Here is a 15,929-nt window from a genome sequence, read left to right as displayed (position 1 = left end):
ATTGAGATAATGCATATCGCTAGACCTCCGCAATGTAAAATGTAGGAGCGTGTCTTTTCAGGAAAAATGTAAGCGTGTACATTTCTTGAGGGTTTTATTTTGATAACGCAATAACAGTATCCTTATCCGTTTCAACCAAAGGAGAGTGAAGCTTGATGTACTTCAGATTAATAAGACGTGTCGGGAATAAGACTGATTCAAACTCGCAATCCGAGGAACGTTACGAAGAAGAGGTCCAAAACGCCAAACGTTCCCGAATGCCCCTTGCAACCAAGGTGCTTTCATCTACACTCAGTCTGGCCCTGATCTTGGGCGGGACTGCCGGCATTAGCGGAGCGCAGGCTGCGCAGAACCAAGGAAATGAGAATACGGAAGCCGGGGCCGGGATATTTTCCAAAGACAAAGGAGGCAGCCAGGTGAAAGGCATTCAACTTGAAAATCTGGATCGCGGGCTGGTAGCGGCAGCTACATCCGAAGGTGTTTTTCTGAGCTGGAGATTACTTGGGGATGAGGCGACGGGTCACAGCGACAAGGGACTGACGGGCACGGATTTTAACGTTTATCGGGATGGCAGGAAGATTGCTATGGTTACAGATAGCACGAACTATGTGGACGGAACGGGCACGACAGCTTCTCGTTATGAAGTTGCAGCGGTCAACAGCAAAGGCAAAGAAAGCAAACGCAGTGCATCCGTCAAACCTTGGGCAAACGGGTACATGGATATTCCTTTGCAGAAGCCGGCTGATGGGGTAACACCTGCGGGTGAAGCGTACACCTATTCAGCGAATGATATGAGCGTGGGGGATGTGGACGGAGACGGGCAGTACGAATTTTTCGTAAAATGGGACCCCTCCAACGCCAAGGACGTATCACAAAAAGGCTACACAGGCAACACTTATGTAGACTGTTACACGCTGGACGGACAACTGCTGTACCGGATCGACCTCGGGGTTAACATTCGTTCGGGGGCGCATTACACCCAGATGATGGTTTATGATTTTGACGGAGACGGCAAAGCCGAGCTGATGTTCAAGACCGCGCCGGGCACACAGATCATCAAATACAACAAAAAGGGCAAACCCACTTCACAGAAGTACATCACACTGCCGAAGGAAGACCGCAAGGCAGGAGTGACCAACGAGCACGATTATCGTCTCAGTGCTGAGGGGTACTACGATCATGTTGTGGATATGTTCAGGAACTGGCATAAGCATGAGGAGGTTGTCAAAGGAAACTGGCCTGCAACGCTGGAAGAGGCATTTGGGATTGAGAAAAAATACAGCTATCCTCTATCCCGGCAGGATGCGGAGAGTCTGGCAGACTACTTTATCGATGTGTACGCACCGCAGCGGAGCGCTCGCAATGAGCTGCGGCAGTTTGAAGGTTTTATTGTGGATGGCCCGGAATACATTACCGTGTTTGAAGGTAAGTCGGGAAAAGAACTGCAAACGGTCCCGTACGAGCCGGAACGTCATGATGACGGCCTGATGTGGGGCGATTATGCTATGGCACGCATTGAGCCAGCGAACCGGGTAGACCGCTTCCTGGCAGGGGTTGCGTACCTGGATGGCAAGAAGCCGTCTGCGATTTTTGCACGGGGATATTATACCCGCTCCACCCTGGTTGCCTACAACTGGGATGGGAAAAAGCTGAGGAAGGAATGGATGGTGGACAGCGGCTGGACACCGATGAAAAATCCGTTTAACGACGGGCCGCATGGAGTAGATGGCACAGACCCGCAGTACGGTTCAATTACAACGCAAGGTGCACACTATTTCAGTGTGGCGGATGTGGACGGTGACGGCAAACACGAGATTATCTACGGCTCAGCCACGATTGACCATGATGGAAGCGTGTTGTATAGCTCCACCGATGTGATGCCACCTCAGAGTGCCGCACCGGGAACGATTGCCCGTCTGGGACACGGCGATGCACTGCATGTTGCAGATATTGACCCGGATCGTCCGGGGCTGGAGATTTTTATGGTGCATGAGGGGGGACCTTGGGCGCCGTATGGATACTCTCTGCGTGATGCAAAGACGGGTGAAGTAATCTATGGTGGATACACGGGTAAAGACACGGGACGCGGCATGGTCGGAGATGTTGATCCAACCCGGCGCGGGCTGGAGACATGGGCCGTTGGATTATGGACAGCACAGGGTGAAAAAATAAGTGATCAGGCGCCCGGAACCAACATGAGCATTCGCTGGGCCGCCGACATGACCACCCAGATCGTAGACGGTTCTATCGATGTCACCCCTTCGATTAAGGACTGGAAACGCGGCACGCTGCTGACCGCGACAGGCACGTTGACGAATAATCATACGAAAGGCACGCCATCGCTGGTGGCAGATGTCTTCGGAGACTGGCGAGAAGAGATGCTTGTTCGTACAGCGGACAGCTCAGCCATTCGCATCTATCTGAGCACGGAGAAGACAGATCGCAAGCTGTATACATTAATGCATGATGCGATGTACCGCGTGGGCATTGCCGGACAGAATAGCGGGTATAATCAGCCATCTTACCCGTCCTTCTATATGGCATCTGATATCGACTGGTCGAAAGTGACATTGCCTCATTACCACACCCCGGGGAAAGGGAAAGGAGATAAATAACCTAAAAAGGATCAGGATTCACTTTTATTAATGAATAGTTCAATATAACAGATAAAGCTCTGGATATGCCTGTGCACGATGATGCAGGCATACTCCAGAGCTTTTGTTCTGTAATGTTGGGAAGGCTATTGCCGCACATATCGTTGGACGTGCAAAAGCAGCAAGAGTAAGCTTACCGGTCACTACTCACAGCTTGCTGTATAACTTGTGCTTCCAACCCTTCTGTTTATCTGTGACCTGCCCCAGCACTTGGACTTATCCCTCAGTACGCTTGCATCAAGTGGTCTGCTGAAGCAAAAGACTCCAGCGTAAATTGTGCATCGGAATAAATCAGCTTGGTGATGGAGCATTCGGGAATCAAACGCTTCTGCTCAATCAGAAAATTGGGATGCCAGCCATTCAGCTCCTGCTCCGAGAAGGTTTGCACCAGAAAATCGGTAATCAGCCCGCCATGCGTAGCCAGTACGATGTGACTGCCGGCCGGCTCCTGCGCGGCTAATTCGGCCAGAAGCGAGGCGAGGCGCATGCCTGCTTGTTTGGCGGAATCACCGACATGCGGAATAAATTCGGGGTCGGCTGTACATTGGTCCCACAAGGCTACGAATTGTTCAAAGGTTTGCTCAGGATCATCGCCCCAATTGGCGCGCTCACGCAACCGAGCATCCTCCGTTACAGCAGCTTGGGTAAGAGCAGCGATGGCTTGGGCCGTTTCTTGTGCCCGCCGGAGCGGACTTGCGATGATCCGATGCACAGGATATGAAGCGTTTGCAAAGTATTGGGCAGTTAGTTGGGCTTGATGATTGCCTTCGGTGGTAAGCGGCACATCACCGACATCACTTTTTTTGATACCATGCCTGACCAGATAAAAGGTTGTACTCATCCATGGATTCTCCTTTACGAATTGTCTTGGGAATGCACAATTCTTTGGTTTCACTTTCAAAGAAGCTGTGATAATGCATATATGGAATCCTGTTTCCAAAGGGTTATAATGAAATCATATCATGAAATCGAAAAGGTCGGAGGTTAAAGAACGTGAAAAAATTGTTTTTATCGGCTTCGTTTGAGGAGACAGCAGGCTTGTTACATACACTGGAGGAGGAGCTCAATGGCAGAAGGGTTACTTTTATCCCTACAGCTGCTGCCACGGAGTCCTATGACGCTTACGTACATGCGGGCAGAGAAGCTTTGGAGAAATGGGGACTTATCGTAGAGGATCTGGAAGTATCCACCGCGACACCGGAAGAAGTGACTAGCAAGCTGCAGCAGAGCGATCTGATCTATGTATCGGGCGGCAACACCTTTTTTCTGTTACAGGAGCTTCGTCGAAGCGGAGCAGATTTGTTAATCCAGTCCCATATTCAAGAGGGGAAAATTTATATCGGGGAGTCGGCAGGTTCCATCATCCTGGCTCCGGATATTGCGTATGTGAAGGCTATGGATGACTGTGCTGCAGCTCCGGAGTTGTCCGATTACCGGGGGCTGAATGCGGTTGATTTTTATCCTGTGCCGCATGTGGGCTGCTTCCCGTTTGTTGAATCGGCGGCACAAGTCATTGCGGAATATGAGTCCACCCTGCCGCTTGTTCCGATTACGAATGCGCAGGTCATTGTCGTGAATGGAGAGCAGCATCGAATCGTTGAAATCTAACGTCAGTCTCTTGAGGTTTATTCCAAAATAAAGGCTGCTGTACTCCATACAGCAGGTATAGGGAGGTGTACAGGATGGAGATGCATCCGGCTCGCTGCTGGACGGGCAGTCTTTTTCAGGAACAGCTTAGAACAGAGGATTGTGGGCCGCGTTTTTTTGCGTACTATTACAAGCAGTGGGAGAATTACCAGATGTCCTATCACACCCATGATTCCACGGAGATTATGTACATCATGGCAGGCATGTGCCGGGTGGATGTGATGATGAAGGACGGAAGCTCGCAACAGGCTGTGCTGAAAAAAGGACAATTCATTCTGCTGGATGCAGGGGTTCCCCACCGGCTGCTGGTGCAGGACGGCGTGCCGTGCCGAATGCTGAATGTAGAATTCGGCTTTGTTCGTCTGGCCCCCGGACAGCCCTCCATCCGGCAGCTTGCGCTTGAAGAGGAAGAGCTGCACACCTTACTTACCTGTGCCGCTCCTTATCTTGTGCTGCCTGACCCGGAAGATGTGTATCACACGATGAAAAGCCTGGTGCTGGAGCTGGACCAGCGCGGTCTCATGGAGCAAAGACAGGAGCGCAAGCTAGGACAAGAGCCACCCCAAGGTTGGGAGGCTTCAGAGGCTTCAGGGAGTGAGGCAGTTCGAATGGGCGTTATTCCCGCTGAAGAGCGCACCATTCATCGTGAAGCAAGAAATCTGACCTCCCCGGAGCAGGGAACGCTGGTCCGCTCGTTATTTATGCAATTGCTCGTTCGGATCGCCAGACTGCGAGGAGAGATGGAACGGAACGCACTGGATCATACAGAGCTGTATGTGAAACGTACGATTGAATTCATGCATCATAATATGGATCGCAGCATTCAGGTGAAGGACATGGCCGTTTCAGTTAATCTGCATCCGGGATATTTGCACCGCATTTTCCGTAACTATACCCGGCAGACCCCTACGGAGTATCTAACGATGCTGCGGATGGAGAAGGCCAAGATGCTGCTTCAGCAGACCAACATCCCGATCTCCGAAATTTCGGACTACGTTGGCGTAGGAAGCCGGCAATATTTTCACATGCTTTTCAAAAAATATACGGGCAGCACACCTGTTCAATATCGGGCTTCCATAGAGCGCACTCAGTGGAACTACCCTGATGATTCAAGGTAAGGAACGGATTGATGGGCTGGTAGAAACTTAATGTTGAATTGAAAGGGTATTCATGATATCCTTTGTTCAAAGCAACGGATTTGACAATTATGTAGCGTTTAATATCATATATTGAGGATTGTGACTGTTCGGCAGGCGATACCTAAATTGTTCGTAGTAGACATGAGTTGTACATGCTGCTGCTTCAATTTAGGTTTTTTTTATGCAGGCAAGTGATGAGATGGGGGTGATGGAGATGAAGATCAGGAAAATCTTTAACAATAACGTCATTTTATTGACGGACGATAACGGGAACGAAATGATTGTGATGGGAAAAGGGATCGGATACAACAAACATAACAGTGATGTTATTGATTTTTCCCAAGTGGAGAAAAAGTTTGTCGTTGAAAAAGCGACGTCTGATAAATTGATGAGTCTGATTGGTGAGATCCCAACCGAACATCTGGAGTTATCCAATGAAATTATTGAATATGCCGAACAACAGCTTGCTCTTAAATTCAGTGACAACATCTACATCACGCTAACGGATCATATCAGCTTCGCACTCAGAAGGTTTCCTGAAGGCATCATTGTAAAGAACGCTTTGTTATGGGAGATCAAAAAATTCTATGCAGCCGAATACGAGGTTGCGCTGAATGCATTGCACATTATTGAACAGAAAACAGGTATCAAGCTGCCAGAGGATGAGGCGGGCTCCATTGCCCTTCATTTTGTCAATGCACAGCAGCGCGGGCAGGATATGAAACAAACCTATCAGATGACCAAGATTGTTAACGATCTGGCGAACATCGTCAAATATCACTTCGGAATCAAACTGGACGAAAGCTCGATTAATTACAGCCGTTTCCTCACACACTTGCGATATTTTGCGTACAGAATTTTGCATGATGAGTTGATACCGGAAGAAAGAGATTCGTTATATGATCATGTGAAGCACAAGTACCCCGAATCATATGCATGCGCGAGAAAGATTAGAAACTATCTGGAGATTAACTACGAGAAGAAAACAACGAATGAAGAAATGGTGTATTTCATGATCCATATTCATCGGGTCACCAATCGTGAGCATGATCTTGCGGAAGAATGAACGGTTTCCATACAAATTTTATATAAAGGGATTGTGACTGTTCGGCAGGCGAAACCTGAATTGAGGCTTGTGTATTGACTAAGGTCAGTAGACGAGCTTCAGTTCAGGTTTTTATTTTGTCATTGTAGATGATGATGGAGTAAGACGTGAATTGTAGTGATATAACAACAGTATGGGGGGAACAACATGGATCATCTCAAATTGGCTCAAAACATTGTAGACCGCGTTGGAGGAAGGCAGAACATTCAATCGCTGACTCACTGCGCTACCCGTTTAAGATTTGTCTTGAACGATAACCGGAAGGCCGACGCAAAGACGTTGGAAAACACGGCGGGCATCCTGAAGGTCGTTGAAAGCGGCGGCCAATTTCAGGTTGTTGTAGGCAATGACGTGTCCGAGGTGTACAAACATATCGTTGCGGAAGGGGAATTCGACGGAGCAGGGGCTGCTGCTGGATCTGAACAAGAAAAGAAGAGCATCCGTTCAGCCATCTTTGGCCTGATATCAGGAAGTCTTACGCCATTAATCCCGGTATTTGCCGGAGCTGGTCTGGTCAAGGCGCTGTTGATTGTGCTCGAAAGAGCGGGCTGGATTGCTGTAGATAGTGGAACATATGCCATATTGGCTGCGGCAGGCAACTCCATCTTTTATTTCTTGCCCATCCTGCTCGGCATTACGATTGCCAGAGTTCTAAATGTGAATTCTTATGTGGCGGCAGCGATCGGAGCCGCATTAATGGAACCGAATTTCACAGCATTGACAGCAGCAGGCAGTACAACGCATTTTCTAGGGATTCCCGTATCGTTAATGAATTACGCTTCATCGGTCTTTCCGATGTTCATCGCCGTTAGCATCTATGCGGTTCTGGAGAAGTTTCTGAAAAAAATCATGCATAAAAATGTACAGCTGTTCGCGGTTCCATTCTTCTCCCTTGTCATTATGGTCCCGCTCACAGCTATGCTGATTGGTCCATTCGGTCAATATGTAGGCCAGTGGATTGGGGATATCGTTAATTTCCTCATTAACAGTAATTCTGTTATCGCCGGGATTATTCTGGGGGGAACCTGGTCCTTTCTTGTGCTGTTTGGATTACACTGGGCTACGGTGCCTATTATTATGGGGAATCTGAGTGCAGGGGGAGATCTCATTGCACCTCTTGCGGGGACATCGGTAGCGGCTTCTATGGGAATCGGTCTCGGGGTATTCCTGAAAACGAAGGATAAGGACCTCAAGGCTTTAAGTGGTTCATCTTTCCTTTCTGCAATACTGTCCGGGGTTACTGAACCTATTCTGTATGGGATCATTCTGCGTTATCGTAAAACACTTATATATTTGGTGGCGGCTGGAGCCATCGGCGGCGGTCTGATGGGTTATCTCGGCGTGAAGCTGATTGTATTCAATTTTTTCCTTAATGTGTTCACACTGCCGGCACAGAGTCCAATGCTGTTCTATATTATCGGTGTATTAACGGCTATTGCTGGCGGAGCCCTATGTGTTGTGCTGTTTGGTTATGAGAGTAAGAAGACGGATCAGGGTGCTAAAGATGAAAATAAGCAGTTATTGGAAGGTGAAAATGAGCGGTTATTGAATGTTGAATCATCTACGGGAAAAATGGAACAAAACGCAGCAGGCATCAACACAAACACAGCGATGGAATGCCTGATTACGAGCCCGCTCGAAGGTACGGTTATTCCACTCCATGAAGTGGAGGATGTGGTGTTTTCCTCGGAGTCGATGGGGAAAGGCATAGCCATCATTCCGTCCAAAGGTCAGCTGGTATCTCCGGTAGACGGGGTCGTTTCGGTTACGATGAAAAGTGCACATGCCATCGCAGTCACCTCGGATGAAGGGGTTGAAATTCTCATGCATATCGGTATAGATACGGTGAGATTGAAAGGGCAGCATTTTACACAAAAGGTTCAGCAAGGTGATCGGGTCCGTAAAGGCGAGGTGCTTATTGAGTTTGATATAGATCGTATCCAGCACGAAGGCTTTAAGCTGACAACTCCGATTGTGGTAACCAATTCCGATCATTTCCATGTCGTCACACCATTGTTGTCAGAAGGCAAGATTGCTGTAAAAGAGGAACTGTTATCTGTTCGATCTTAATAGTAAACAGAAAAGGAGAGAAGCAAGATGAAGCTGATTGTCAATGCAGACGATTATGGGATCACCATGAAAGTCAGCGAAGGTATCATTGTGGGGATGAAACAAGGTCTGATTACTGATACCTCAGCCCTGGTGAATTCGGTACATTTTGAGCGAAGCAGTGCCATGGCCCTTGAAGCGGGCATTACAGCTATGGGCGTGCATTTGAACCTGACGTTCATGACCCCTGTGCTGGAAGCTTCGGCTGTTCAGAGTATCGTCAACGAATCAGGTCGCTTCTATCGAAAACCTGAACTTATCCCTGCGTCCTATAATCCCGGGGAGGTCAGAGCGGAGCTGAAGGCACAGATTGAGAAGTTTCTGGCTTCCGGGTTAAGGCTGAACCATCTGGACACGCATCATGGGGTGAGTATAAAAGATGCGCAAATGCTTGATTTGATCATAGAGCTGGCTCAGGAATATAACGTTCCCATGAGAAGAGATGATATCTTATCTCGCGAGTTGGAGGGAAGGCTTGCGGATGCAGGCATTCGGTCTACAGATATGTTATGTGGTGATCCGGCTATGCCTTCTCTTCAGGAAGCCTGGTTCCGTGGTGTGTTGGAACAGTATAAAGATACCGAATGTATCGTTGAAATTGCTGGACATCCAGGATATGCGGATGAGGAACTGCGCAGTATCTCATCACTAGTAGAGGAGCGTGAGCACGATCTCGTTTTATTTATGAATCCGGCACTGCGACAGTATGTGCGAGATCAGGGTATTCAACTCATCAGCTACAGCCAGCTGTAGAAGAGTCAGGTCTATTTATATAAGTTAAATTATTCATTTACACGTGAACGAGGAGGACAGAAAAAACCTGAAAAAGCGAAGCGGTCGCCTTTATCACCGGATTTTCCCTTTAGAAAAGGGAATCGAAAAAATCTGGGGATAACAGCGATTGGAAGGTTGGTCTGTCATCGGAGTGGATTGTGTAGATTCTTTAGTTTAACTTATATAGTAATAGAAGATAAGAAATATAAGAGTGCATAAGTTAGAATTTTTGACACCTTGCTGGCGAACAGGTCATGATTTTGATAACGCTCTCTATCGCTCCATTGCTACAATGAACCCATGAAGCAAGCCATTAACCGAAGCCGCAAGGTTCGGATTACGGGAGGACATGTGCATGTCGTTTAAAGTGGCGTTTATTGGAGCGGGCAGTATTGGATTTACCCGTGGACTGCTGCGGGATTTACTTACTGTACCGGAGTTTAATAACATCGAGATCGCCTTCTGCGATATTAATCAACATAATCTGGACATGGTAACGGAACTGTGTCAGCGTGACATTCGGGAGAATGGACTGGACATTCAGATTCAGCCGACAACAGACCGGAGAGAAGCGCTCAAAGACGCGAAGTATGTGTTATGTACCATTCGTGTGGGCGGGCTGGAGGCTTTTGCAACCGATGTGGATATTCCGCTGAAGTATGGTGTGGATCAGTGTGTGGGTGATACGTTATGCGCAGGCGGCATTATGTACGGACAGCGCGGTATTGCCGAGATGCTTGAAATATGCAAGGACATTCGAGAGCAGAGTGCGCCGGATGTACTGCTCCTGAACTACTCTAATCCGATGGCGATGCTGACATGGGCTTGCAATAAATACGGTGGTGTGCGGACGATCGGGCTCTGTCACGGGGTACAGCATGGTCATCATCAGATTGCAGAAGTATACGGGTTGAAAAAAAGTGAAGTCGATATCGTATGTGCAGGCATCAATCATCAAACATGGTATATTCAGGCGTCGCATAAAGGCAGGGACCTTACCGGCGACTTGCTCGAAGCGTTTGAGAAGCACCCGGAGTACAGTCGCACGGAGAAAGTTCGGATCGACATGCTGCGCCGCTTCGGTTATTACAGCACGGAATCCAACGGACATCTGAGCGAATACGTGCCATGGTACCGGAAACGCCCGGAGGAAATCAACGACTGGATTGATCTCGGGAGCTGGATTAATGGAGAGACAGGTGGCTATTTGCGAGTCTGTACGGAGGGGCGCAACTGGTTTGAGACCGATTTTCCAAACTGGCTGAAGGATGAGCCGATGCAATATATCGCGGAAAAACGTGGTGAAGAACATGGCTCCTACATTATTGAAGGGCTGGAGACAGGGCGTGTGTACCGTGGTCATTTCAATACAGTAAACGATGGCGTAATCTCCAACCTGCCGGATGATGCCATTATTGAAGCACCGGGTTATGTGGACCGCAACGGCATCTCCATGCCGCATGTGGGTGATCTGCCGCTGGGGCCGGCAGCGGTGTGTAATGTGAGCATTTCGGTACAGCGCCTTGCGGTTGAAGCGGCAGTACGTGGAGACGACAAGCTGCTGCGACAGGCATTTATGATGGACCCGCTGGTCGGTGCGGTCTGCAATCCGAAGGAAATTTGGCAGATGGTCGACGAGATGCTGGTAGCGCAGGCGCAGTGGCTGCCTCAATACGATGAAGCCATCAAGGCTGCTGAAGCGAGACTTGCAGCGGGCAATCTTCTTTCAACCAAGGCATACGAAGGAGCCGCACGTCTTAAAGTCAAAACCGTGGAAGAGATGCAGCAGGACCGGGACGCCGCGAACAAAAACGCGGGGGAATCGGACAAAGGCAAGGATCGCGAGAAGGTTCAGCAATAGTTTACAACAGGAATCAGACCGCGAGCCAAAACGATGATCATAAGGGTGAAATTTACTTAGATAATTACAAGGGACGAAACAGCAATGGTGCTGCTTCGTCTTTTTTTTATACAGCATAAGACATATTACCTTTACAGACATAGTAATATGTCTTATGCTATACATATAAATGATGGTAAGAAGGAAAGCCGGTGAAACCCACAGATGGATATACAATTGATCAACAGTGATCTGATTCGAGGAAATATCGATCCGATCATATTGAGCGTGCTGATTCCAGCGGATAACTACGGATACGGCATTATTAAGGAAATTTACCGAAAAAGCGGAGAGCAGTTTGAACTCAAGGAACCTACGCTTTATTCCAGCTTGAAACGACTGGAGAAGGGAGAGTACGTGCAGTCATACTGGGGAGAAGAGACACAGGGCGGCAGACGGAAATATTACCGGATTACGAGTCTGGGTCGTCAAGCTTATAAGATGCAGGTACAGGCCTGGCATGCGGCCAAAACATTAATCGATTGCATGATTGCGTCGGGTGAACAAGGAGAGGAGCAAGGATGAGACTTGAAAAACGGATTGATCAGCATCTGCACAGCTTGTTTGCAGGCACCCGGAAGACGCTGGAGCATCGGGAACTGAAGGAAGAAATTCGCAGCAACCTGAAGGCACGGATAGAAGATTATCTATCAGAGGGGATGAGTGAGGAGCAGGCGTTTCAGACAGCGATTCAGCATATCTCGGGTGTGGAGCAGGTGATGGGTGACTACCGAACCGTGAAACGTATTCCATATTGGATTACATTATGGCAATCTGCCCTGATTTACAGTCTTGTGGCCTGGATTGTTACCATCCCTATGCGAGTGATGCTTGAAGGTATGGCACTGAACAATTTACTCCTGATCGTAAGTTTGGTCGTGGGGGCAGGTTATGTATTTTATTTAATCAGTAATAGGGGAAACGGAGAGAACGAATCTTCTCTGGGTCAAAAAACAATACGCATCCGTATGCCGCTGTTGAAGCAGTGGCAGCGCAGAGTGTGGTGGCTGTGGGCAGGTGTCATGCTTGCGCTGTGGGGGACGCAGGCGGCTTTGCAATTCGGAAGCAATATCTGGTTTGACCGACCGATTAAGGTGGATGGACCTTACCAGCTGGCTGTTATCCTGATTGCTTTTGCTGTACCCCTGCTTAGCATCATTGTTCCTCTAATTGTACACCGGGCATACCGGATTATTAGCACACATGAAGTGAGTGATGGCGTATGAAGGCGAGAAACGTGTGGATTGTTTGCCTTTTGGTGATAGGAATAATCAGTTTGATTGTGGTGGAGGGTTTTGTTAATCCGAGGCTTGCAGCAGAGCAGAGCAGGTATGAAGAGCAGCAGAAGCATCCATTGACGCATGATTTTACTGCCGTGACTAAATATCAGAATGCCTACATGGGCAATTTCTCGAATCTCAGCCACTTGAACCAGAATCTGCCGCTGCATGAGCAATTAGACGGTTATCAGCTGTTCCCGGAGACGTTCACAGCTCAAATCAATTACAGCATGAACACGGATGAGATGAACGCAGTAGAGCTTGAACGGGTACTTGTGTATAACTCGGTTGCGAATTTCGTCCTGATTGATAATCTGGGGCAGGTTGCCTATCAATTCAAGGATACACGGATTGTACTTGACCGTAAGCGGGCTGAGCAGTGGGCTGGAATGGAGCTTAAAGCTTTGCAAAAGCCGGAGCAATGGGATTCGATCGTTCGCCAGAAGCTGGTGGAACCGGCGCAGGTGCAGGCTGCATTTTCACAAATCGTTTACAAATATTAGGTATACATTGCTGAAAAATGGGCAAGATGCTCGACTCTTCTCTCATGCTATGTTATTATAAGCTCTGATAACGTGGTAACGAACTAAAGCGTTTGGCTTGGTCATAGACATGGAGGGGTACGAAAGATGAGAAAAAAAGCGATTTTACTATTATTTATCAGCATATGTATGGTCATTATGGCAGGCTGTTCGAGCTCTGCAAGCAAAAACGATGACACGATTATTGTCGGTATTGACGATAAATTTGCGCCTATGGGATTCCGGGATGAGCAGAATGAAATTGTAGGCTTTGATATTGACTATGCTCGTGCTGTTGCCGAGAAAATGGGGAAAAAGGTAACGTTCCAGCCAATTGACTGGTCTTCCAAGGAGTCGGAGCTGAACAGCGGACGAATTGATATGATCTGGAACGGATATACCATTACGGATGAGCGCAAAGAGAAGGTGCTTTTCACCAAGCCTTATCTGGAGAACAGTCAGGTTGCAATCACACTCGCGGACTCTCCGATCACGAAGCTGGATGAGCTGGATGGTAAAAATGTAGGCTTACAAGCACTGTCCTCAGCGGCAGATGCGCTTGCGGCTAGTCCTTTGAAGGACAAGGTCAAAGCGTCCGAGTTCAAGGATAACGTGCTTGCTCTGACAGACCTGAAGACGAAACGCCTGGATGCTGTGATCATTGACGAAGTGGTTGCAAGATATTATATGTCCAAAGAAGAAGGCACCTTCAAGCTGCTGGATGAATCACTTGCCCCTGAGCAGTACGGCATCGGGATCAAAAAAGGCAATGAAGAGCTGCTGAACCAGCTGCAGAAGGCGCTGGATGAGCTGAACGCAGATGGCCAAGCCGCTGAAATCTCCAAGAAGTGGCTTGGTGAAGACAAGGTTCTGAAGTAATCTGACGCGATAAAGTATTTGCATTCAGGATGAGATCAGACAGGTCCGTTGACCTGACATATAACGATGTGGGCCGTTCTCTTATATAGAGAGCACTCACGAAAATGATGACCCCGTATTCCACGCTGGAGCGATAAGCTTCCGAGGAGTGCGGGGTTAACGGATTAGAGGAGACTTCATATGAGTTGGGATTATATATCGACCATTTTAAAACCGATGCTTGAGGGTGCTCAGACGACGATTTTTATGTTTCTGGTTGCGATCATTCTGTCGGTTCCACTTGGATTCATTATCACGTTAGCAATGAGAAGCAGGTTCAAGCCTTTGGCCTGGATTGCGCATACGTATGTTTATGTGATGCGCGGGACACCGCTGCTGCTGCAAATTTTGTTTTTCTGCTTTGGACTGCCGCTCCTTCCGGTCATCGGAGAATATCTGGTGTTCGATCGAGTCGTGGCAGCGGGAATTGCTTTTGTGCTGAACTATGCAGCCTATTTTGCCGAGATTTTCCGAGGCGGCTTGTTGTCGATTGATAAAGGCCAGCATGAAGCGGCGAAGGTGCTTGGATTAACGAAGTGGCAGACGATGGTCAAAGTCATTATCCCGCAGATGATTCGTGTCGTACTGCCTGCGACAGCGAACGAAGCGATTACGTTGGTGAAAGATACGGCATTGCTCTACGCTGTAGCTGTACCTGAACTGCTGTATTATGCGCAAGCCGCAGTAAATCGGGATTTGCAGTTAATTCCGTTTTTTGTAGCGGCGATCATGTATCTGCTTATGACCCTGGTGCTTACTTTGCTGTTCAAGGCTCTGGAGAAACGCTTCTCCCATGAATAAATCCAATCTGATTAATCAAAGGACTGTCTGCATATGACATATAGTATAGAAGTTAAACAGTTGAAAAAATCATTTGGCACACTTAATGTGCTCAAACAGGTGTCTTTTGACGTGGCTCCAGGTGAAGTGATTGCGGTGATTGGACCTTCCGGTTCGGGCAAAAGCACGATGCTGCGCAGCCTGATCCACCTGGAGGATGTTACGGGCGGTACAATTCGTATCCAGAATCAGACACTCGTGGACGATGGACGGTATGCGAGTGCTGATGAGATTCGGAACATGACGGATCGTATGGGCATGGTGTTTCAGCATTTTAACCTGTTCCCGCATCTGACGGTACTGGCGAATCTGGAACTCGCACCGAAGACGTTGAAAAAGGAAAATTCGAAAGCCATTCGCACCCGCAGCATGGAGCTGCTTGCGAAAGTGGGGCTGTCGGACAAGGCCGATGCGTATCCGGCTAACCTGTCCGGCGGACAGAAGCAGCGCGTGGCGATTGCCCGTGCCCTGATGATGCAGCCCGACATCCTGCTCTTCGATGAGCCGACCTCGGCCCTCGACCCGGAATTGACCGGGGAAGTGCTGCGTGTCATCAAACAGCTGGCGCAGGAGAACATGACAATGATGATCGTGACGCATGAGATGAGTTTTGCTCGTGATGTCGCAGACCGTGTCTTTTTTATGGACAATGGCGAAATTGCTGAGCAGGGCCCGCCAGAACAAATCTTCGGTGCTCCGAAACTCGCCCGCACACAAACCTTCCTCCAGCGGGTGGATATGGATTAGCAGGGCGAGGCACAGAATTAAGAGTAAGAGTAAGAGTAAGGTAAATAGTAATAGTGAGAATGAGAGTATGAGCAAGAGCAAGAGTAGCGAGGGATATGGTACTCGGTTGAGCTCATATAACTAAATAAAGTTGTGCGAAAACACGTAATGAATGCATACGATATGCTTTGATTACGTGTTTTTGTTTTAACATTTTAGCGTGCCCAGCTAAGCACGCATCTTCTAGCCGGTGAAAGTCCGGTCGCAGGAGGGGCCAAGCCCCTGCGTAGCTAGGATACTTGCGTATGGCGAAATC

General features: G+C 48.4%; 14 protein-coding genes. 13 read left to right on the top strand and 1 reads right to left on the bottom strand.

Annotation, left to right across the window (positions count from 1 at the left end; translation table 11 throughout):
• Positions 1-257 precede the first annotated feature (257 nt).
• Positions 258-2,615, top strand: coding sequence for a rhamnogalacturonan lyase (locus IEW26_RS29475; protein WP_188594950.1), 2,358 nt, complete (start codon positions 258-260; stop codon positions 2,613-2,615).
• Between the two features lie 262 nt (positions 2,616-2,877).
• Here IEW26_RS29475 and IEW26_RS29470 read toward each other — a convergent pair whose 3' ends face one another.
• Positions 2,878-3,495 (bottom strand): histidine phosphatase family protein, encoded by a 618-nt coding sequence (locus tag IEW26_RS29470; RefSeq protein WP_188594943.1) that lies wholly within the window; start codon positions 3,493-3,495, stop codon positions 2,878-2,880.
• Between the two features lie 152 nt (positions 3,496-3,647).
• On the opposite strand from IEW26_RS29470, the gene IEW26_RS29465 reads away from it, so the two are divergent.
• The 12 genes from IEW26_RS29465 to IEW26_RS29410 all read left to right on the top strand — a co-directional run bounded on the left by IEW26_RS29465 (position 3,648) and on the right by IEW26_RS29410 (position 15,634).
• Positions 3,648-4,262 carry a Type 1 glutamine amidotransferase-like domain-containing protein gene (locus tag IEW26_RS29465; RefSeq protein WP_188594942.1) on the top strand — a complete coding sequence of 205 codons (615 nt, stop codon included), beginning with the start codon at positions 3,648-3,650 and terminating at the stop codon, positions 4,260-4,262.
• A gap of 74 nt (positions 4,263-4,336) precedes the next feature.
• Positions 4,337-5,419, top strand: a complete 1,083-nt coding sequence (locus tag IEW26_RS29460; protein ID WP_229730102.1) for an AraC family transcriptional regulator — start codon at positions 4,337-4,339, stop codon at positions 5,417-5,419.
• Between the two features lie 235 nt (positions 5,420-5,654).
• The gene (gene licT, locus IEW26_RS29455) at positions 5,655-6,506 is read left to right on the top strand and encodes a BglG family transcription antiterminator LicT (RefSeq protein WP_188594941.1); all 852 of its coding nucleotides are present in this window, start codon (positions 5,655-5,657) and stop codon (positions 6,504-6,506) included.
• Between the two features lie 186 nt (positions 6,507-6,692).
• Positions 6,693-8,615 (top strand): beta-glucoside-specific PTS transporter subunit IIABC, encoded by a 1,923-nt coding sequence (locus IEW26_RS29450; RefSeq protein ID WP_188594940.1) that lies wholly within the window; start codon positions 6,693-6,695, stop codon positions 8,613-8,615.
• Between the two features lie 27 nt (positions 8,616-8,642).
• Positions 8,643-9,407, top strand: coding sequence for a carbohydrate deacetylase (locus IEW26_RS29445; RefSeq protein WP_188594939.1), 765 nt, complete (start codon positions 8,643-8,645; stop codon positions 9,405-9,407).
• Positions 9,408-9,783: 376 nt separating this feature from the next.
• On the top strand, positions 9,784-11,289 hold the full coding sequence (locus IEW26_RS29440; RefSeq protein ID WP_188594938.1) for an alpha-glucosidase/alpha-galactosidase: 1,506 nt from the start codon (positions 9,784-9,786) through the stop codon (positions 11,287-11,289).
• A gap of 204 nt (positions 11,290-11,493) precedes the next feature.
• Positions 11,494-11,853, top strand: coding sequence for a PadR family transcriptional regulator (locus tag IEW26_RS29435; protein ID WP_145403608.1), 360 nt, complete (start codon positions 11,494-11,496; stop codon positions 11,851-11,853).
• Positions 11,850-12,554, top strand: coding sequence for a permease prefix domain 1-containing protein (locus tag IEW26_RS29430; RefSeq protein ID WP_188594937.1), 705 nt, complete (start codon positions 11,850-11,852; stop codon positions 12,552-12,554). The genes IEW26_RS29435 and IEW26_RS29430 overlap by 4 nt, the downstream gene beginning before the upstream one ends.
• A gap of 56 nt (positions 12,555-12,610) precedes the next feature.
• Positions 12,611-13,111 (top strand): DUF4825 domain-containing protein, encoded by a 501-nt coding sequence (locus IEW26_RS29425; protein WP_229730103.1) that lies wholly within the window; start codon positions 12,611-12,613, stop codon positions 13,109-13,111.
• Positions 13,112-13,237: 126 nt separating this feature from the next.
• Positions 13,238-14,008 carry an amino acid ABC transporter substrate-binding protein gene (locus IEW26_RS29420; protein WP_188594936.1) on the top strand — a complete coding sequence of 257 codons (771 nt, stop codon included), beginning with the start codon at positions 13,238-13,240 and terminating at the stop codon, positions 14,006-14,008.
• 180 nt (positions 14,009-14,188) lie between these two features.
• On the top strand, positions 14,189-14,848 hold the full coding sequence (locus tag IEW26_RS29415) for an amino acid ABC transporter permease (RefSeq protein ID WP_145403604.1): 660 nt from the start codon (positions 14,189-14,191) through the stop codon (positions 14,846-14,848).
• 33 nt (positions 14,849-14,881) lie between these two features.
• Positions 14,882-15,634, top strand: coding sequence for an amino acid ABC transporter ATP-binding protein (locus tag IEW26_RS29410; protein WP_188594935.1), 753 nt, complete (start codon positions 14,882-14,884; stop codon positions 15,632-15,634).
• The last annotated feature ends 295 nt before the right edge of the window (positions 15,635-15,929 follow it).

The organism is Paenibacillus silvae (assembly GCF_014639235.1).
In the GTDB taxonomy this organism is placed as follows: domain Bacteria; phylum Bacillota; class Bacilli; order Paenibacillales; family Paenibacillaceae; genus Paenibacillus; species Paenibacillus silvae.
The sequence above is the reverse complement of the archived record's forward strand: the minus strand, read 5'-3'. Positions and strand labels throughout refer to the sequence as shown.